Below are 19961 nucleotides of genomic sequence, written 5' to 3'. Positions count from 1 at the left end.
AGCACAATACTGCTTTCTTCATCTGCATCTACCAAACCAATAGCTGTTTCGGCTGCGCTCGTCTCATTTTGAGCATCCGATCCGAAAGTGCTAGCCCAAGCACCAACTCCTGCACCCCCTACTAAAGCTGCCGCAGCGGCCAAATCTGTAGAGTTAGCTTCCCCTACAGTCGGCTCCGCGGGAAGTTCTGACTCTGGCAAAGTTAAAGTGGGTTCGGCTGCGTCCGCTACCACATTCAATGCATCTTGACTCAATACATCTTCTGGAAATTCAGGTAAATCGAGCAGTGAGGATGTATCTGTCGCTGATGCTTCCACATCGGCTGTCACTTCGTCAGATTCCGCTAAGGGCAATTCATCTACTGAGGCTGTATCTTCAGTTGAGGTGATACTCTCTAGCCAGTTCAATTCTGCCTGAAGTTCGTCATCTACCTCATCTTCACTAATTGCTGTGTCCCAATATCCAAAATCAGATGTTACTTCTGGTACATCTGGTAATTCCAGGAGTGGGGCTGTCACCTCAGATGAAGGCAGTTCCACATCAGATACCTCTTCTGGAATATTACCCAGGTGAGGATATGAAGTATTTACTACAGCCGCCGGAGCTTCTATATCCCATGCAACTTCATCAGAATCAGGAGTATTTGTCTGCGTATAATTATTTAGCTCGACTGTCTCATCAATTGCGTTTGTTTCTGTTTCTTTGTTGCTAAAGGTAGACCAGGTAGCCGCCCCGATGCCTGTTGCTATAGCCGCACTACCTAAAGCTGCGGCTCCTAAGTTGTTATTTTCTGAGCCATTAGCTACCGATGTCGCGCCTTCATAGAGGTTAGAAGTACCATTACTTGTCTCTTGTACTAAATTTGCTGTCCCCTGAGTAGCATTTTGGTTCAGGTCAGATTGTGTTTGAGCGTAGATGTTGAAAGAAGTCCGATCGGGGGTTTCTTGCTCTTGGAAGTGCGGTACTGCCTGCTCCTCCAGCGTCGCTCCATTAAGGGAGGAACCTGTGCTGGCCTCGACGAGCGCCGCCGTTTCTCCATTAGGTGGATGAGGATTTGATTCTGGTAAATTGTCTGTTGTCTCAGTGGGCAATGGGCGTTTTTTCAGAATCCACCATAGTACAGATCCACCTACAGTTATAAAAAAGACAGGTAGCAACAACCACAATGGTGTTTCTTTATTTACAATTGGAGTGTTTTGTGCAGGAGCAGCCACAAAGGGCTGTTCGCCAAATACAGAACTAGTGGCATTAGGAGAAGGCGTAGGTGCTGGTGTCGTTTGGACACCTGGGGAAGCCGCAACAGCAGGTTGTAATACGCTGGCTGCGATCGCCTCGGCTTCGGCAGTTCTACCTTTTTCTATAGCTTGCTGTCCTGGGGGTGCTAGGGTAAAGCCAAGAAAATCTACTGTGGTTAAACTCTGATTTTTTTTGTAAACGTAAACTAAAGGTTGCGAGAAGGGATATCTAGCATCATTTGGCAAGGCTTGATGTAATTGCAGAACTCGCACACCTTTCAACTTCGACACCTGATTAGCTAAGACATAGCTGATGCCATCTTTGCCCAGTTGTTTGATGATTTCTGCGGTATTATCCTCAGTTAGTTGGGTAGCATTAGCCCCTGTAGCAAATTCAGCAGTTTTGAAGGCTGGATAAGTACGAAAAGTATTGCGAGTTTCACTCGTGTTCGGGTGATCGATGAACCGAATCTTCCCTGAAGACCCTCCCAGTTGTGACCAATTTGTAATTTGTCCCCGAAAAATCCGGGCGAATTGCCTACTAGTCAAGCTTTCTTTGAAAGGATTGTCTGCACCAACCACGATCGCAATCTTCTCACGCTGCAAACGAACTTGCTCTAGTCCTTGAGCTTTTTCTGCTGGCGTCAACCCACGCCCCATTGCGACTATATCGATTTTGCCATCTAGCAAATCTTTCAGCGCTGTCTCAGTGCCGTTAGCAGCAACTTCAACCTTTTTACCGACAAACTGTTTTTCAAAACTTTCTTTCAGGCTTTGGTTGATTGCACTCAAGCTACTGGAACCGTCAATCCGCACTATCGATTCATTCTGCCCTGTTTGTGGCAGTGGTGAAGAAGTAGCTTCAGGTGTAGATTGTGCCAGCATCGGTGCTGATACCACCAGGGATGCTGCCATCGGGGTTGTAGCTAAAGCAACCCATAATACCAGCCTGACTATCGAAGTATCTTTTTTTTCTTGTTGCCACATAAGCCCCTTAATTAAAGTAAAAAATAGAAAGCCTGCCAGTCCTAAATCGCGATCTTTATAAAGATTATGGAGGAGACGGGCTAATTATACATCTGAGTTATCTTTAGTTCTAATTACTTCAAAGCACTTATGCTGATTTATACTTCGCTGTAGCTTGGATAGCATGATAATTTATACTCTAATTGCCAAAGTCTGTTTACTATAAATTTTTCTAAGTTAGATTGCAACTTATACCAAGTTGGTAGTTTATGGCCACAATTATGAATTATTGAATTACTAAAACTGGTAAAGTGTAGCAAATTCAATATTATTTAACAATATTATTTTCAGTAGTGCTGAGTTTTGAGTGCTGTTAGCGGTAGCGGGGCGTTTAGCCCGTGCTGAGTGCTGTTAGCGGTAGCGGGGCGTTTAGCCCGTGCTGAGTGCTGAGTAAAAATTCCAGTTCCTAGAACATTTTCATGCAAGGCTTTTGAAACTCGTTTCATTGAGACTGTCTTAAATAAATACTTATTGTTCAGCACTCATTTGAGATAACAATGACAATTTGGCTTATCAATCAGTGACTCCACCAAAGTATTTAGGGCAGTTGCAGCTAAAGCACCACCTCCCAAAGTCCCTTCAAGTGTAATATAAGGTATCCCTTGTTGCATCAGTTGTCGCTTGGCTGCGGGAGCATGACTAAAGCCATCTTTTTGGGTGTAGAGACGGTAATTGCTAGGCGATCGCACTGGTTGCAGTAGAGTTTTCTACATAAGGCTTGCAAACTGACTCATTGTTGAGAAATTTTGAATATTCTGTTTCTTCATCAACAGTTTCACCTTGTAAATAATGTATCCAAGTTTCAATATTTCTTTTGGGGATAAATATTGCGATCGCTTCCTGATGGCAGACAGGTTAGAAAAAATTGCTGTAGCGATGCATTTGGGCAGGCGATCGCAACTCATAGTAAAACAAAATATAGTTGTAGCGTTGAGTTTCATTATCTTGCTTTTAGTCGGCAACTTTCTAGGAAATATTAACTTACCCATCGGCGTCATTGGTCATGAAGGTTCTACAGTGTTAGTTACCCTCAGTAGACTAAGATTATTGAAATAAGATAGGACGCAATACAGTTCAGAATGAGCAACAAAACCCAGATGTAGAGACGCGATAAATCGCGTCTTAAAGACCAGAAATACCCGAAATCACTGAAATTGATGAATTAAAAATTTTCGTCGGGTCAAAAAAACAAAATTTGGGTATGGAGTGTAGTCAATACTCAATTCACATTAGACGTAAATTATTATTTTTAACTCTTAACTCTTAACTTCTAACTCCTAACTCTTGCTCATGCAAACCGATCCAAAACCAGGAACACTTTACGTTGTCGGCACACCAATTGGCAATCTGGAAGATATCACCTTTCGGGCAGTGCGAATTTTGCAAACTGTGGATATCATTGCTGCGGAAGACACGCGTCATACGGGGAAACTGCTACAGCATTTTCAAGTTAAAACACCCCAGGTGAGTTACCACGAACACAATCGTACCAGCCGTATTCCAGAATTATTAGAGCATTTAGTTAATAATAAAGCGATCGCTCTGGTGAGCGATGCTGGGATGCCAGGTATTTCCGATCCTGGATATGAACTGGTGAAAGCCTGTATTGAGGCGGGAATTCCAGTAGTTCCGATTCCTGGCGCTAGTGCAGCAATTACCGCTTTGAGTGCAGCTGGACTACCAACAGATCGATTTGTCTTTGAAGGCTTTCTCCCAGCGAAAACCCAACAGAGACAAGAACATTTAGAATCTCTGCAAACAGAATCTCGCACATTGATTTTCTATGAATCGCCGCACCGTTTGCGAGATACTTTGCAAGACTTAGCAGAGGTTTGGGGAAGCGATCGCCAAATTGTGCTAGGACGGGAGTTAACTAAATTGTATGAGGAATTTTGGCGGGGGACAATTGCCGAAGCGATCGCTTACTACACCCAACGAGAACCCCAAGGTGAATATACATTAGTAGTAGCGGGAATTCCAGCCAGTCAGCCCCAACTGACAGAAGAAGAATTGAAAGCCGAATTGAAACAGTTAATTAGTCAAGGAATATCGCGATCGCAAGCTAGCCGTCAGTTAGCAAAATTTACCTCCCTTCCCCGTCGTCAACTATATCAACTAGCTCTTTCTATAGTCTCCAGTCCTGAGCCTTGAACGGCTGATATCGCTTTTTTGAAAATCAAAAATCTAGATGTGAAATGTATATATTTCTTTATCCTTTCTTCCTTTTGTGTCCTTCACTACGCTTACCCATACAGGGAAGCAAGCTACACGTCGTGTCTCATATAGAATACGGTTAGCTTCCTTATTTACATCTTGTATGATGTCAAATAGGACTGCTATATAAATATTTGAATGTACACAATGTTACTAATTTGTATATTCATCCTCAAAGAGGACTTGGCGAATATTCAAATGATACCTAAAGATTTCTGATATTAGTTCTCTAGATAGATCAGAAATTTTCTAGACAAACTTTAATATGAAATAGTCAAATGCAAACAAAGCAGATTCTCAGTGAAGGAGAAATTCTATGACTAACATTATTGCTTGGTTGGTTTTGGGTTTAATTGCAGGTGCGTTAGCTAAGTTATTTTATCCTGGAACCCAAGGTGGCGGTATTATCTCTACCATTATATTAGGAATCCTTGGAGCCGTATTCGGGGGTTATTTGGGTCAAGTATTGCTAGGAAGTAGTTCAGCAGCAGCTGCATCTGTAGGAGCTTTATCTCTGGGAAGCATTTTATTTGCTGTTATTGGTGCAATGATACTAATTTTCCTTTGGGGTTTACTGACTCGTCGGGCTGTGTAATTACCTCAAATTTAGGTAGCAATCTTGGGAATCACTTCTAACTGCAATAAACCGATAAAATGACATTAGAGAAAGAGCGAAGAACTATAGGAGTTTTCGCTGGGTATTCCGATGCACAATTGGTACTAAAGGAACTAAAAGCTTCTAATTTTCCAATGGACAAAGTTTCTGTTATTGCACGGAATACAGAAGAAAAAACTGATATTGCTGGTGTTGAAATTATAGAAAACACTGGCAATACATCCTTAGAAGATACTGCTGGAGCCGTTGCTAGTGATGCTTTCGGGGGTCTTACTGAATTATCAGTCAGTGTAGCCCTCTTAGTAATTCCTGGTATAGGCTCAGTCATCTTAGCTGGATCGGAAGTAACTGCGATCGCTACCAGTTTAGCAGGTGGTTTACCTGCTTTGTTCCTAAGTTTAGGAATTTCTGAAAAGCAAGCACAGGGTTATAGCGATCTTGTCTGTAAAGGTTACTTTTTGGTGATCGTAACCGGTATAGACATAGAAATTCGTCTTGCCAAGAGGATTTTTAATCGCCGTGATATTCAACAATGGGGGGTTTATGAGCCATACTCAACCCCAAATAATCGCTATAAACACGCACTTGGTGTTTTTTATCGGCACCAAGACGCAGAAAGGGCGCTTACTGAACTGAAAACCGCTGGCTTTCCGATGAGTCAAATATCAGTAGTTGCTAAAAACACAAATGAAGTAAGTGATATTATTGAGGCAAATATCAGCAGTTCCCAAAATAGCTACACTAATTTAGGAATTTCTGATGATCTAGCCAGATATTATGACCATCATCTGACCCTTGGCCATTACTTGTTAGTACTAAAAGGCACTGATATCTATGTAGCAGGTGCAAGAGCTATTTTAGAGAGTAACAAGATTCAACATTTTAGTATCTATAGCCAATCTGAACTTGATCCGGCTAGAAGCGATCGCCAGGTTATTACGAACTTCTAATTAAACGTCAAGTTAATATCAAGAGGTTTTACGACACACTGTAATTATATTCCTGAAAATTATAATATAGTCCAAGCAATACTCTTGTACTATAAATAAATTTCATACTTCTATGGGTATAGGTTGCCTTTTGAAACCTTAACTTTCCAATAGAATGAATACTGCTTGCCATAACTAAGGTTACGGTTGCCGTGTAGAGTGATGTACAATGGCATAGGTATCATATCCAACTGTAAAAGCCACTCTATTTAGCGTTCAGATAAATTGTGTTTTAATGAATATAATTTTCACTATCCGGCTGCTTAATTTTACTATCCAGCCGTTTTTTCAAACCCAAAGTTATTTAACCATCACAATATAGCGCTTCTTGGTTGCGTGAGGTACACCCGTAGGGGCACGGCATGTTCCCTACACCCCGCGATATAATGTTGTACCGCATCTGAATGGGAACCGCTATAGAATATTAAATAACTGTTTAATTATCCACCGCAAGATTCAATTACAAAAGTAAGATAAATGCTTATTTTAAAAGAAGTTATACCTAATGATTTATTTTTAATAAAAGGAGTAAAATGTTATTTATATAAATATAATTAAATAATTATTTAAAATAACATTACAAATTTAAAAATGTGAGGATACAAATGATAATCGTTAGTGCGCAAACAACTAGTACAGCACGGCGTAAAGAAACCACCTATTCCAAATCAACAAAACGCTTACGCTGTATGCCTGTTTGAATTTTGTTAGCACAGCGTAAAGCATTCTCTTCTCTTTCAGAGACGCTAACGCGAACGAGAGGCTTGTCTGCGACACGCTGCGCGAACGCCAACGGCATGGCTTCTCTACCAGAGGCTGCGCCAACGCTTAGAGCGAGTCTGCGTAGCCTTACAGGGAAGCAAGCTACGCGCAGCGTCTCGTAGAGAGCGTCAATTTTGAATTTTGAATTCCGCCTTGCGGTACTAGGCATATCCCAGATGAACGAAATATTCTACATTTATTTTGGATAGCAAAACACAATCAGAATAGTCTCAAAAACAGAAATAATTTGAATACCTGTTTGGAATAATGTTGAACCGTTTGAAGATTGGAACCAAGATTGGAGCAAGTTTTGCCTTGAGTTTGGCAACTCTGGCCACCATTGGTCTAATCTCCTACCAAAGCACCAATCAGCTAATTGAAACTTCGGGCAAAGAAAGCCATACTTACCAGGTGTTAAGTCAGCTTGAAGAACTCAACTTGCAACTGACAAATGCTGAGACTGGGCAACGCGGTTACGTTCTTACTGGAGAACAGCGCTATTTAGAACCTTATAATGTAGCCATTCAAGTACTGGATCAAAAAGTTAAGGATCTTCAGAAGTTAACAGCAGATAATCCCAAGCAACAACAGCAGCTGGATGTTTTACAGCCATTAATCACTCAGAAGTTGGACGAACTTAAAGAAACTATCGATTTGCGCCAGAACCAAGGTTTTGAAGCTTCTCAGAAGGTCGTTCTGACAGACCGAGGCAAGCAGCTAATGAGTGAAATCCGCAAAGTTATCCAGACGATGGAACATGAGGAGAATACACTGCTAAAACAGCGCTCTGAGAAGGCACAAGCAGCTGCTCGGCAAACACTTGCCAGTATTGTTTATAGTATTCCCTTATTTTCTTTGCTCTTAGCTTTGATTGGATTCGCCCTGACCAGACATATCTCAGAACCGCTGAAGCGAGTTTCTGATTTGGCTCAAAAGTTGGCGGATGGGGATTTATTGGTCAGTTTACCAGATAGCGATCGCCAGGATGAAATTGGTGTGTTGACACGCACCTTCAACCAAATGATCGTTAATCTGCGAAACACAACTCAAAAAAATGAGGAGCAAAACTGGCTAAAATCTAACTTAGCTGAATTTACCCAAATGCTTCAAGGGCAGCGAAATCTGGAAAGTGCATCTCACCTGATTTTGTCGAATCTAGCACCACTGGTTGGGGCCTCACAAGGCGTTTTTTATGTGATGGACTCTATAGGCGACCAGCCTGTGCTGAAGTTGTTGAGTGGTTATGCTTACAAAGAGCGGAAAAACCTGGCAAATCAGTTTCGCATGGGCGAGGGACTAGTCGGACAATCGGCCTTAGAAAAACAAAGAATCCTCCTCACGGAAGTTCCCAATGACTATATCCGGATCAGTTCCGGTTTGGGAGAAGCACCACCGCTAAATATTATTGTGTTGCCCATACTATTTGAGGCGCAGGTAAATGCTGTAATTGAACTTGCCTCTTTTGGGCCTTTTAGTAAGTTACACCTGACATTTCTAGAGCAATTGAGTGAAAATCTGGGTGTATTTTTAAATAACATCACCTCACAATTGCAAACCCAGCAACTACTTGAAGAGTCTGTTGCTTTAACAGAGGAACTGCAAACCCAGCAAGAAGAACTACAGCAAAGCAATCAACGCTTGGAAGAACAGGCGCAAGAGCTGGAGGAATCACAATTTCTTGTCAAGCAATCTAACGAAGAATTACAACAATTAAATGAGGAGCTAGAAGAAAAGGCAAAATTGTTAGAAGTTCAAAATCGGGAAGTGGCCCGCAAGAACCAGGAAGTTGAGCGGGCGAGGAAGTCTTTTGAAGAAAAAGCTGAACAACTGGCCTTGTCTTCCAAATATAAGTCAGAATTTCTGGCGAATATGTCCCACGAGCTGCGGACACCGTTAAATAGCCTATTAATTTTAGCAAGGCTGCTAGCAGATAACTCTCTTAACAACTTGACCGACAAACAGGTAGAGTACAGTCGGACTATTTACTCGGCTGGGACTGATTTGCTGGAATTGATCAATGACATTCTAGATTTGGCAAAAATTGAGTCAGGTACTATGTCGCTCGATATTGAGCAAATTGCTCTTGCAGATTTGGAAATATCTGTAGAGCAGACTTTCCGGCAAGTTGCCCACAATAAAGAACTCAGTTTTACTATTGAACGGGATGAGAAGTTACCACCGACAATTTATAACGACTCCAAACGTCTGCAACAAGTGCTGAAAAATCTTCTGGCTAACGCCTTTAAATTTACAGAACAGGGAGGTGTGAAATTACAAATATTCCAAGTTGATAATTCCATGATTGCTTTTGCTGTCAGCGACACGGGCATAGGCATTCCAGCCGAAAAGCAAAAGATTATTTTCGAGGCATTTCAGCAAGCAGATGGTACCACCAGCCGCAAGTACGGCGGAACTGGATTGGGCTTGTCCATCAGCCGTGAATTAGCTCAACTGTTGGGAGGGAGAATTGAACTACTCAGCGAACCAGGACAGGGAAGCACCTTTACCCTTTACTTGCCCAGGCGACAGGAAAAAAATGGTCAAAATATCACTACACTACCCCTTGAGCCAACCACCTCTATCCGCACAGCATCGACCATCAAAGAACTGCCAATGGTAGAAAACAGACCGACAACTGTGGACATCTCTTCATCAGTGAAAGTGCTTCCCAGCTTACCTAACGATATTCCAGATGACCGAGAAATAATTCGACCAGGCGATCGCATTTTGCTAATTATCGAAGATGACGATAAATTCGCCCGCATCTTACTAGATATGGCACGTCAGCAAGGCTTTAAAACCATCGTTGCTTTACAGAGCAAACAAGGTCTAGCACTAGCAAAACAATTTAAACCGAATGCGATTATGCTAGATATCCACATGCCAGAGATGGATGGTTGGACAGTGCTGGATCGTCTGAAGCATAAACCAGATACCAGACATATACCAGTACACATACTTTCTGTTGATGAGAGACAACAACGGGGATTACAGCTAGGAGCGATTACCTATTTACAAAAACCCGTGTCTCCAGAAGCGCTAACTCAGGTATTGACTGAGATTAAAGGCTTTATTGAGCGTCAGGTAAAAAATCTCCTAATTGTAGAAGATGACCCCGTACAAGCCCAAAGTATTATCGAACTGATTGGTAACGGCGATGTCCAAAGTACAGCAGTAGGCACGGGGGCAGAAGCCCTCTCGATTTTGCGATCGCATCACTTTGATTGTATGGTACTGGATCTTGGTCTGCCCGATATGAGCGGATTTGCCCTAATTGAGCAGATAAAACTTGAACCCAGGCTTTTGAAACTGCCGATAATTGTTTACACCGGCAAAGAACTCAGCCGACAAGAAGAAACCAAATTGCGGGGACTTGCAGAGACAATTATTATTAAAAATGTGCGATCGCCAGAGCGGTTGTTAGACGAAACTGCCCTATTTTTGCATCGGGTGCAAGCAAATTTGCCCACACCAAAGCGGCAAATGTTAGAGCAACTACATCAAACTGACCCGGTGCTGGCTAATCGGAAAATTTTGATTGTAGATGATGACTTGCGGAATATTTTTGCCCTAACCAGCTTTTTAGAAAGCTATCAAATGCAAGTGCTGTTTGCCGAAAACGGCAGAGATGGCATAGAGAGGCTGCAAGCTAATCCTGAAATTAATATAGTTTTAATGGATATCATGATGCCAGAAATGGATGGTTACGAAACCACCCGCGCCATCCGCCAGCTACAACAGTTTCGCTCACTACCAATCATTGCTTTAACTGCCAAAGCCATGCCAGGCGATAAGGAAAAGTGCATTGAAGCTGGAGCCTCTGACTACATCACCAAACCTGTAGATACTGAGCAACTGCTTTCACTACTCCGGGTTTGGCTGTATCGGTAAGGAGTCAACTAGGGTGTCGCTATTTACGCGATAAGGCAACCCAGCCTCTTCTAGTGCCCAACGCACACGGATGTCACGCACATAGCCTCACGGAGTTTCGGGAACCCAATCGAAAGTGGTGAGAATCAGATCGGTCATTCAGTAGCCCCTTACTCTTGATCAATTATATGCTGTGCCGTCCAACGTCCCGGTTGAGCGGTTGCAAACTACCTTTTCACCAACACCAGGATCATACATCAATCCGCTCCAACCGAATTGTTATGCCGTTTCTTCCCTATTTAACTTCATCCGCGAAACAAGCTTATTAAGATATTCCTGATTATCCACTCCAGTAGTATCTTTAACTGCATCAATGAGGTTAATCAGAATTTTATCTTTATACATAATCTGAATTACTTCAGTCCAAACGTAAAAGGGGGCTTGATTCCAATTCACGTTTGCTATGAGAAAATCTGTCCCCCCAGCCATCATTACTATGGCTCGAATCTCCGAATTAAGAGCATATCTTGCTGATATAAAATGAACTAAATCATTGAGCAATTCTGCCGGAAGAGGTGTGAAAGAAGACAGAATCTTATTTATTTCTGATTCTAAGTTAGGCCAAAAGCTCTCGAAGTATCTTTGCAATCTTTCCTTTTCAAGAGAACCATTTTTCATCGCTTCGTTGACAGCTAATAAAAGTTCCCATGTGCCTTGTCTATTTGCCTCTTTGCTCTGAAATTGAGACAAGGGTCCTTTAATAATACCTTTAGAGATATCTAACAGATAAGGAACGACTGAGCCATTTGTGATTGATTTACTTAAAGCTCCTGCTTCAAATAACAACCAAGGGCTGTTCATATTTTCTGGGGTAAGACATAAAATACCAAAATCTGTATTATTAAGCTCGATGGCTAGCCGAGATGCCCACCTCTCACCCGCTTGAATATCCGCTTCGGACATCCAAGGTTCGATACGTTGATTGACATCCTCAAGGAATACACGAAGGACTTTTGCAAGGGCTTTAGAGCGTTCACCTGACCAACTTATAAAAATTTTCATTCTTCCTCTCCACTTTAGGCATAGAGGCAGTCTAATCAACTTATCCTATCTCTAATTCAATTGCCTGAGATTACACAGACGAAACTGAGGCATAACTATTTATTATACGGAAAGTTTCCGTATAATCTTTTTCTAAATCCACTTGTGTGTACACGGTAGCCTTTACAAGGGGGAAATTCCCAATCTAGTTCCCTCCCCAATACATACGGGAAGGGTTAGGGAGGGGTATTTTTGTACTTCATTAACTTGCAATCTGCTGTATCTATTTCCGATTTCCGATATCATTCAACTTTTGCATAAATTCTTGATGTTCAATGGCAGCTAAACCTGCTTGTAACACAGATAACACTGTTGCCATTTCTCCTGAGAGCAAGGCAGATACGGCCAACCACAACCCCGGAAACACCTGACTGCGAATAATTCCCTGCTCATCGGTTGGTAGCGAAACATACTCGTCTGCTTGCAGCCTAAACCAATCGAACTGATTATCTAATGTTCGCCAGACAATATACTCCTGTACTCCATTCCGTCGATAGGTGCGTTTTTTATCATGTAAATCGATGGCTGCACTGCTTGCTGCCACTTCTATCACCATTTCGGGTGCGCCTTGAATATAATCATCTTCACTAATCAATGCCTGTCTGCCCGGAATGAATAGTACCGCGTCAGGCTGTGGTTCATTATCCGGATCTAAACGTACTGTGGGTTCAATTCCCAAAACAACGCCAGGGGTTGCAGTTTTATAGTTCCACAACCACCCGATCAGGTCTCCATGTGGTTCCCCATGACTTTTAATTCTCAGTGGCGATGCCATGATATACACAACTCCCTCAACCAGTTCAGCTTTTCTTAGATGCGGCATTGCCTGATAGCGCCGCTCAAATTCGCAGCGAGATAAGCGATCGCCATTTTCCAGAGGTAAAACTGAAATCACTTTTTTAGGAGTTGCAACCATCCTTTTGTCCTCTTTACCCAAATTGTCCAAACTGAATCAAAATATTCTAATTTGGCAGTGCTGCCTCCATTTTACTACCGCACATGAAAAAGCTTTTGTGCAGCGATTAGGGGTTTCGCCCATAAGGGACGTTAGTGTTAGCGTAATAACTAAAAGCAAAAGCCCACACTACACCCGATCAAGGGGTCAATGTGGGTAATTTATCCCTGTAACGGGAATGCAGTTAGCGGAACATACTACTGACTGAAGTATCTTCATGAATCCGCCAGATAGTTTCTCCCAACAGATTAGCTACTGACAGCACCACTAGTTGTGGAAAACGATTGTTTTCTGGTATGGGAATGGTATTGGTGACAATGACTTCCTCAAACAAGCCACTAGACAACCGCTCCATCGCTGGTGGAGAGAATACTGCATGAGTTGCACAGGCATATACCTGACGCGCTCCTTCCTCACGCAGTAATCGCGCCCCTTCTGCGATCGTTCCCCCAGTGTCGATCATGTCATCTACTAACACTGCCGTTTTGCCTTTAACATCGCCAATGACATTTAACACTTCTGCAACATTATGTGCCTGACGGCGTTTGTCAATAATCGCCAGTGGAGCATCATCCAGTTTTTTCGCAAATGCCCTAGCTCGTGCTACACCACCAACATCGGGGGAAACAACTACCAGATCGGGCAGTTGTTTGCTGGCTAGATAATCCAGCAATACTGGTGAACCATAAACATGGTCAAAGGGTATATCGAAATAGCCTTGAATCTGAGCCGAGTGCAAATCCATTGCTAGAACGCGGTTGGCACCGGCTTCGGTGATCAAGTTCGCAACTAGCTTGGCGGTTATTGACTCTCGTCCTGCTGTTTTGCGATCGGCACGAGCATAGCCATAGTAGGGAATTACTGCCGTTACCTGTCGCGCAGAAGCTCGACGACAGGCGTCAACCATAATCAATAATTCCATCAAATGATCGTTGACGGGTTGACAACATGGCTGGATTAAATAGACATCACAACCCCGAATCGATTCTTGGATTTGAACGTAAAGTTCTCCATCCGCAAATCTTTTGCGAATCATTGGCCCCAAGTCCATGCCCAGATAACGAGCGACTTCTTGAGACAGTTGTAAATTGGCAGAGCCAGAAAACAGCCGCAGGCGATGATTATCGTTCAGTCCTGTTGCAGATGGTTGCACTTTGAAAGTTGCAGAACTGAGCACAGCAGATCCTCTATGTGCATTCATAGCAATATTATCATTAGAGATTTCATAGATTTAACCAAGAAATAGCCTAAAAAAACATCTGTGAGTTTTATTGAAGCTTCCATACAAAATTTAAACATTTTTGCATAAAATTATTATTCGCTAGTTATCTAGTTTGTTTGGCAAACAAGCTATTGATAGCTTAACTGACATCAAGTCCATACACTAGTACGCCAGGGCGTAAATAGAGCAACCATTTAAAATCCCTAAAAAGACCATTCCATAATACTTTTGACTTTTGAACGCCAGTTGCTTCTCCCAAGGGGAGACGCTGCGCGAACAAGTCGGCAGAGCCGCCCAACGCACTGGCTCCTTTTGATTTTTGACTTCCGCCTTGCGGTACTAGGTCTATAGTTCAATTTTTTGGTTGAGGTAAATAACCCTAATCGCTTAAACATTATTGGTGTGGTAGGTTCTTCTAATTACCTCATTGATAGCTGACAGTAAAGCATTAACAACTTTAGTGATATTAAAGAGTTTGTCCTCACACAGTATAGCACCTATTACTAAGTAGTCTAAAGTATCTTATTACTCCATAATTTACGGATTGACAAAAGCGACAATCATACAGTCCTATAAAAGGCTAGCAGTGGACAAAATTACTCCACGTACAAGCACGTTTTTAGATAAAGTTTAAATAAATATTAAATAAATATTAAATAAATATTAAATAAATATTAAATAAAGATATTTTTTTGGTACTAAAACATTACTCAATAAAAATAATCCCATCTAAGTAAATACATGTAAATATTTTTACTTATAAGTTTGTAATTAAATCTAGAAAAGTTGTTCAATATCAATAAAATTGTAAATTTTCAACCTAAACCTGAGCATTTTGTCAAGTGTAAGCTACCAATTGCCGCTGAATTAGTTAGCATCCGTATTGCTGGCGGGATAAAATTAGTACTGTTGGGTGTGCTGTAATCTTTGGGTGTTTGCGATCGCTCCAGTGACAAAATCAGATTTGTAGTGCTAAAGGAATAATTCTTAATTGAGATAACACTATTCTTTATAAAGATGATCGCTAACTATTTTATTGTGCAGAAGCTTGGCTTACACAAGCACAGTTAGTCAGATTACAATTTTTTATTTTCCCCAAGGATTGATTGAAAAAGAGAAGAGTGATTTGTATAACCTGGATTCTCAAGTTAATTTTGCATATTTCAAAATCTATGGTTTTTCTATGAAGAGAAATTGAATGGAAGATTGGGGACTCTTAAGTTATGGAGTAGAAACAACCTTGCTCTAGTGGAGTGTACTTGTTGGGTATAGTAGAATATTGCCGCAGGTAACTGTCCGTCGCCTCTTGGACTTAATCTTTGTGGGTGACTTTCTCCTCAGTTGCTACTACACTCAATCAACCGATCATGCAACCACCGATTACAGTTGGCACTGTCTTGCAAAACCGTTACCGCATAATTCAAATTCTCGGACAAGGAGGATTTGGTAGAACCTATCTGGCAGAAGACCAGAGGCGCTTTAACGAACTTTGCGCGATCAAGGAATTGAATTCAACAGCAAGGTCGGCTTTGGATTGGGAGAGGGCACAAGAGCTTTTTCATCGAGAAGCTGCCATTTTATATCAAATCGAACACCCACAAGTGCCGAAATTCCGGGAAAGATTTGAGCAAGACCAACGCTTATTTTTGGTGGAGGACTACGTTGCAGGTCAGACGTACCGAACTCTGCTGGCTGAACGTCAAGCTGTGGGTAAAACTTTCACAGAGGCTGAAGTATTGCAGCTGATAGAGTTGTTATTGCCTGTTTTAGAGCATATTCACAGTCGAGGAATTATTCATCGGGATATCTCGCCAGAAAACATTATTTTGCGAGATAGTGATGCTAAACCTGTGTTAATTGACTTTGGGGTGGTGAAGGAACTGGCAACGCGTTTACAATCGCCAGATAGTCCCCTACCAGAAACCACCGTGGGAAAATTAGGCTACTCTCCCAGCGAACAAATGCAAACAGGGGGAGCTTATCCTAGTAGTGATTTGTATGCATTAGCGGTAAGCGCGATTGTTTTGCTCACTGCTAAAGAACCAAAGGATCTATTCGATCAAAACCAACTAACTTGGAATTGGCAGCGGTGGGTAAAAGTGAACCCGCGATTTGCCCAGGTTTTGAATCGAATGTTGAATCATATACCGAGCGATCGCTATCAAAGTGCTGCTAGTGTATCCCAAGCACTACAACCTTTACAAGAAGTCAGTCTTCCGAATGTGAATGTGTCTAACTTGCAGACAATGGCAGTTAGTCGCCGTCCTGACTTAGTAGCACCAGCAGCTTCGCCCAAAAAACCCGATCCTGTGATTCCACCAAGTCCCACCAGCTCAGTTTTGGATAATCCCTTAGCGATCGCCGCAATTGCCATTGCTGTAGTGATCGTAGCAGGATTTGGTTCTTGGGCACTAGTTAGTTCCATCCGCAGTCACTCAAAAACATCAGATGAGACGCTTCCACAAAATTTCCCTTCACCAGTAATTTCTGGTGGTACTACATTCACACCGACACCAACACCGATACCGACACCTATACCCACACTGACACTAACACCAACACCCACACCTACTAACGATCAACCTGTTGTATCTACTAAGCGCCTCAAGCTTACAGCGTCTAAGCCAACCACGGTTGAAGGTACTCTCAAAGCAAATCAAATCATCCAGTACAGCTTTTTTGGGCGAGAAGGTGCTAAATTAAACACGTTTATTGACCCAGGAAGCAGCATTCTGCTAACAGTCTTAAGTCCCAATGGACAAGCAATCGAGAATACTGCCCAACAAGTCACATTTTATCAAGGCACATTGTTGGTTACTGGTAGATATACTATTGAGTTAACTCTGCTTTCAGGAGTTGCCGAAAGCAATTACAACCTCAATGTTGCATTAGAAAAACCAGTCAAACCAACATCGACAGAAGCACCCTTGCCAATTCCCACAGAGACACCCTTGCCAATTCCCACAGAGACACCCTTGCCACTTCCCACAGAAACACCTTTGCCAATTCCCACAGAGACACCCTTACCAATTCCGACGATTACTGAAGCGCCAACTTTGCCGCCGGCTGATGAAACACAACCATTTTCTGGCCAAAGAAATTAATGTTAAACACACTACTGATTACTGGAACTGATACGGAAGCTGGTAAAACTGTTTTAACAACAGCGTTAGCAGCTTATTGGCAAAAATATTACCCACAGCGTAGCTGGGGAATCATGAAACCGATTCAATCGGGGATTGGCGATCGCGAGTGGTATCAAAAGCTATTTGCACTAGAACAATCTGCTGAAGAAATTACACCTTTGTACTTTCAAGCACCTCTTGCTCCTCCTATAGCAGCAGCACGGGAAAATCGCCGAGTAGATTTAGCACTTGTGTGGCAAGCTTTGTCTAAGTTGCGATCGCAGCGTGATTTTGTACTTGTAGAAGCCTTGGGAGGGCTAGGTTCGCCAATAACTGAGGAATTAACGGTAGCTGATTTGGCGGGGGAATGGCGTTTACCAACGGTATTGGTAGTACCAGTGAGATTGGGTGCGATCGCTCAAGCAGTGGCGAATGTAGCATTAGCTAGACAATCGCGCGTCAATCTCAAAGGCATTGTTTTGAACTGCGTACAACCCCGAACGGATGCAGAAATAGCCGACTGGACACCATTTCAATTGATTCAATCACTCACTAACACGCCAGTTTTAGGCTGCTTACCCTATCTAGATAACCTGACTGATTTAGATAAACTTGCTCAAATAGCATCAGATTTAGATTGGGAAACACTAACACTTGAGAATGATTTAAATTGACATTTATAGAAGGGGGCAGGAGGCAGGGGGCAGGGGGCAGGGCAGAGGAAAGGAGTAAAACTTTTTATAGCTGATTTTAAGTCCTGCATTTTGTACCTCATCTACTTGAAAACTGTTGTATATCCCACTAACTCAATTAGGATACAGCAACATTTTTGAGGATAGTCATCGGCCCTTGGGCTTTGAGAATCTCCATTTCTGCTGCGTTTCGCACAAGCAGCGCACCAGCGAATCCTAATGAATTCACAGAGATAGATTGGAAATGCTCCTGCGATCGCGGTACGATCAACATCCATTCTCGTGTCGCTAGTAGATTATAAGCACCAGATTGCTTTGCATCTAAACCTACAGCGTGACGCAAAGTGCGATAAACTTCCAGTGTTGCTTGCGCCCCTGCCAATGGCGATCGCACCCAATTAGAATTTAGTGATGCGAAAGCATGTACAAAAGGAAGTTTTACTGAAGTTGCGTTCGAGTTTTGAAATTGTGCTGATGTTAGTAAAGGTTCAATCGGTATTTGTAACCCTGAAGGGGCAAGTGGTAGGGGTACTAATTGTAAGTGCTTATGTCGCTGACTAGCACCTGCGGTTTTGCTACTGTTGTAAAATGCTAAACCATCGAAATCAGCCAAACACACCCACATAGCCGTAAAATCTTCCAGGGTGAGTAAGCTTTCTTGTTCCTCGAAACCACGGGTGATAATTAGCAGATGGTAATCAACAACATTGAATTTATTTAAAATACATACATGGGTATCGGAGATATCCGCCACAAATAAATCCTCTTCGTAGGGCAAAAAAGGATTAAACTCTTCACCAGAAGTAGCAGATTGTTTTTCCTGTTTATCCTTAGCTGCTTTTTTGCGATTTAGGTTAGACAAAATCCGCACCAAAAAGCGCACGCCATCCTGTTCAACAAATTCAAATTCTGTCGGGATCGACAGTAGCGCCCCACATTGTAAAGCATATTCAGTCCGTTCTTTGACACTTGTCCATAAAGTACCAGGCTTAAGTAATATTTTATCTTCTAACATTTTTATTCCTTAAAGTATGGTTATAAATTATATAAAAATCCAGAATTCCGAAATCAGAATTAAGAACATTTTGATGCCAAAACTTGGTAATTTTAATACAGCAGTTTGCAACTAAATGAGGTACACAACTAGAGAATTAAAGATAAAAATTCTTCTTCTCCCTCCCGCCTCCAGCATAGCTGCCTCCTGCCTCAAAACCAGTCAATTTGTACCTCATCCACTTGAAATATGCTGTAAAATCAATTAATTATATGATGTCTAGCTAATCATTTATCAAAAAACTCTCCGTGTCTGGTCTATTAGAGCGTCAGTCCTAATGATCAATCTTCAACCTGACATGATACTATATAGAACTCATATATAGCACGCTTGATTTTCCAAGTATTCTGGATTATTGGTAAAATAGTACTACTAAGTAGCACAAAAAATGCAATTAATACTTTGGTTTTTTAAGTAAATGTTGATATGAGTATCCCACTTTTAGACCAAACGACAGAAGAGAAACTAGTGACTGTATCTGATGTTTCTTGGAAGCAATTTAAAGTTATCGAGGCACAGCTAAAGGATAATCAAAATGTCAGACTTACTTATTTATCAGGAATTTTAGAAATCATGTCTCCTATTGGTGAAAAACACGAGGAAGTAAAAAGTACCCTTGGGTTGCTAATAGAAGCGTATATGCGAGAGAAGAATATCCGGTTTTATAAACGCGGTGGTTATACCTTAGAAGAACCTGGGTATGCTTCTGGCACACCAGACGAATCTTACAGCATTGGCATAAAAGGTGAAGTTCCTGATATCGCGATTGAAATTATTGTCAGCAGTGGAACCATTAACCGAAAGCAATTATACAAGCCTAAGAAAATACCTGAAATTTGGTTTTGGAAATCTAATGAAATGAAAATATTCAGTTTTAGCGAACAGGGTGAATATGAAGAAGTAAACCGTAGTGGTTTCTTCCCAGATTTAGACCCAGATATACTGCTGCGTTACATCACCAAGCCTGACCAGTACGATGCTGTTACCGAATTTATTCAAGCTATCCGAAAATAATTTATATGAGAAGGAGTTAGAATTGGTAAATTCGTCAACTAATGCAAGGATTTGAGATTTGCGATCGCTAAGCATTAGCTAATATC

14 protein-coding genes and 2 pseudogenes are annotated in these 19961 nt (G+C 41.9%); 8 read left to right on the top strand and 8 right to left on the bottom strand.

Annotated elements, in window-relative coordinates; translation table 11 throughout:
* From HWQ40_RS16680 to HWQ40_RS16670, 3 genes and pseudogenes are all read right to left on the bottom strand, one after another.
* The coding region (locus HWQ40_RS16680) for a substrate-binding domain-containing protein (protein WP_292779662.1) at positions 1-2222 on the bottom strand (2222 nt) is incomplete at its 3' end.
* Between the two features lie 326 nt (positions 2223-2548).
* Complete coding sequence (locus HWQ40_RS16675; RefSeq protein WP_292779661.1) at positions 2549-2707, bottom strand: hypothetical protein; 159 nt, start codon at positions 2705-2707, stop codon at positions 2549-2551.
* Between the two features lie 36 nt (positions 2708-2743).
* Positions 2744-2908, bottom strand: a pseudogene (locus HWQ40_RS16670) (precorrin-8X methylmutase); the annotation flags it as partial.
* A 193-nt stretch (positions 2909-3101) separates the two neighbouring features.
* On the opposite strand from HWQ40_RS16670, the pseudogene HWQ40_RS16665 reads away from it, so the two are divergent.
* From HWQ40_RS16665 to HWQ40_RS16650, 4 genes and pseudogenes are all read left to right on the top strand, one after another.
* Positions 3102-3317, top strand: a pseudogene (locus HWQ40_RS16665) (heavy metal translocating P-type ATPase); the annotation flags it as partial.
* 234 nt (positions 3318-3551) lie between these two features.
* A complete protein-coding gene (rsmI, locus tag HWQ40_RS16660; RefSeq protein WP_094348343.1) occupies positions 3552-4412 on the top strand; it encodes a 16S rRNA (cytidine(1402)-2'-O)-methyltransferase in 861 nt (286 codons plus the stop codon).
* Between the two features lie 379 nt (positions 4413-4791).
* The gene (locus HWQ40_RS16655) at positions 4792-5070 is read left to right on the top strand and encodes a GlsB/YeaQ/YmgE family stress response membrane protein (RefSeq protein WP_289796500.1); all 279 of its coding nucleotides are present in this window, start codon (positions 4792-4794) and stop codon (positions 5068-5070) included.
* Between the two features lie 59 nt (positions 5071-5129).
* Positions 5130-6041, top strand: a complete 912-nt coding sequence (locus HWQ40_RS16650; RefSeq protein WP_292779660.1) for a hypothetical protein — start codon at positions 5130-5132, stop codon at positions 6039-6041.
* A gap of 697 nt (positions 6042-6738) precedes the next feature.
* Here HWQ40_RS16650 and HWQ40_RS16645 read toward each other — a convergent pair.
* Positions 6739-7011 (bottom strand): hypothetical protein, encoded by a 273-nt coding sequence (locus tag HWQ40_RS16645; RefSeq protein WP_292779659.1) that lies wholly within the window; start codon positions 7009-7011, stop codon positions 6739-6741.
* Between the two features lie 98 nt (positions 7012-7109).
* On the opposite strand from HWQ40_RS16645, the gene HWQ40_RS16640 reads away from it, so the two are divergent.
* Complete coding sequence (locus HWQ40_RS16640; protein WP_292779657.1) at positions 7110-10733, top strand: response regulator; 3624 nt, start codon at positions 7110-7112, stop codon at positions 10731-10733.
* 258 nt (positions 10734-10991) lie between these two features.
* Here the strand turns inward: HWQ40_RS16640 and HWQ40_RS16635 are convergent, their stop codons facing one another.
* The 3 genes from HWQ40_RS16635 to HWQ40_RS16625 all read right to left on the bottom strand — a co-directional run bounded on the left by HWQ40_RS16635 (position 10992) and on the right by HWQ40_RS16625 (position 13969).
* Positions 10992-11774: a TIR domain-containing protein gene (locus HWQ40_RS16635; protein ID WP_292779654.1), complete on the bottom strand. Its 783-nt coding sequence runs from the start codon at positions 11772-11774 to the stop codon at positions 10992-10994.
* 262 nt (positions 11775-12036) lie between these two features.
* Positions 12037-12729, bottom strand: coding sequence for a Uma2 family endonuclease (locus HWQ40_RS16630; protein ID WP_292779652.1), 693 nt, complete (start codon positions 12727-12729; stop codon positions 12037-12039).
* Positions 12730-12952: 223 nt separating this feature from the next.
* Entirely contained in the window at positions 12953-13969 is a 1017-nt protein-coding gene (locus HWQ40_RS16625; RefSeq protein ID WP_292779650.1) for a ribose-phosphate pyrophosphokinase, read from the bottom strand.
* 1388 nt (positions 13970-15357) lie between these two features.
* Here HWQ40_RS16625 and HWQ40_RS16620 point away from each other — a divergent pair.
* Positions 15358-17094: a protein kinase gene (locus HWQ40_RS16620; RefSeq protein ID WP_292779772.1), complete on the top strand. Its 1737-nt coding sequence runs from the start codon at positions 15358-15360 to the stop codon at positions 17092-17094.
* The gene (bioD, locus tag HWQ40_RS16615; RefSeq protein ID WP_292779648.1) at positions 17094-17789 is read left to right on the top strand and encodes a dethiobiotin synthase; all 696 of its coding nucleotides are present in this window, start codon (positions 17094-17096) and stop codon (positions 17787-17789) included. The genes HWQ40_RS16620 and bioD overlap by 1 nt, the downstream gene beginning before the upstream one ends.
* A gap of 136 nt (positions 17790-17925) precedes the next feature.
* On the opposite strand, the gene HWQ40_RS16610 is transcribed toward bioD, so the two are convergent.
* Entirely contained in the window at positions 17926-18822 is an 897-nt protein-coding gene (locus HWQ40_RS16610) for a phosphorylase (RefSeq protein ID WP_292779646.1), read from the bottom strand.
* Positions 18823-19287: 465 nt separating this feature from the next.
* On the opposite strand from HWQ40_RS16610, the gene HWQ40_RS16605 reads away from it, so the two are divergent.
* Entirely contained in the window at positions 19288-19875 is a 588-nt protein-coding gene (locus tag HWQ40_RS16605) for a Uma2 family endonuclease (RefSeq protein WP_292779645.1), read from the top strand.
* The last annotated feature ends 86 nt before the right edge of the window (positions 19876-19961 follow it).

This window comes from Nostoc sp. NMS9 (assembly GCF_017114995.1).
GTDB lineage: Bacteria > Cyanobacteriota > Cyanobacteriia > Cyanobacteriales > Nostocaceae > Nostoc.
Note: the sequence above shows the minus strand (reverse complement) of the source record. Positions and strands in the feature narration are given on the sequence as shown.

Bases quoted from the DNA above. Each gene is read 5' to 3' on its own strand.
- HWQ40_RS16645 (WP_292779659.1), bottom strand. From the start codon at position 7,011: ATGCCTAGTACCGCAAGGCGGAATTCAAAATTCAAAATTGACGCTCTC.
- HWQ40_RS16630 (WP_292779652.1), bottom strand. From the start codon at position 12,729: ATGGTTGCAACTCCTAAAAAAGTGATTTCAGTTTTACCTCTGGAAAAT.
- HWQ40_RS16635 (WP_292779654.1), bottom strand. From the start codon at position 11,774: ATGAAAATTTTTATAAGTTGGTCAGGTGAACGCTCTAAAGCCCTTGCA.
- HWQ40_RS16650 (WP_292779660.1), top strand. From the start codon at position 5,130: ATGACATTAGAGAAAGAGCGAAGAACTATAGGAGTTTTCGCTGGGTAT.
- HWQ40_RS16655 (WP_289796500.1), top strand. From the start codon at position 4,792: ATGACTAACATTATTGCTTGGTTGGTTTTGGGTTTAATTGCAGGTGCG.
- HWQ40_RS16620 (WP_292779772.1), top strand. From the start codon at position 15,358: ATGCAACCACCGATTACAGTTGGCACTGTCTTGCAAAACCGTTACCGC.
- HWQ40_RS16610 (WP_292779646.1), bottom strand. From the start codon at position 18,822: ATGTTAGAAGATAAAATATTACTTAAGCCTGGTACTTTATGGACAAGT.
- HWQ40_RS16675 (WP_292779661.1), bottom strand. From the start codon at position 2,707: ATGAAACGAGTTTCAAAAGCCTTGCATGAAAATGTTCTAGGAACTGGA.
- bioD (WP_292779648.1), top strand. From the start codon at position 17,094: ATGTTAAACACACTACTGATTACTGGAACTGATACGGAAGCTGGTAAA.
- HWQ40_RS16640 (WP_292779657.1), top strand. From the start codon at position 7,110: ATGTTGAACCGTTTGAAGATTGGAACCAAGATTGGAGCAAGTTTTGCC.
- HWQ40_RS16625 (WP_292779650.1), bottom strand. From the start codon at position 13,969: ATGAATGCACATAGAGGATCTGCTGTGCTCAGTTCTGCAACTTTCAAA.
- rsmI (WP_094348343.1), top strand. From the start codon at position 3,552: ATGCAAACCGATCCAAAACCAGGAACACTTTACGTTGTCGGCACACCA.
- HWQ40_RS16605 (WP_292779645.1), top strand. From the start codon at position 19,288: ATGAGTATCCCACTTTTAGACCAAACGACAGAAGAGAAACTAGTGACT.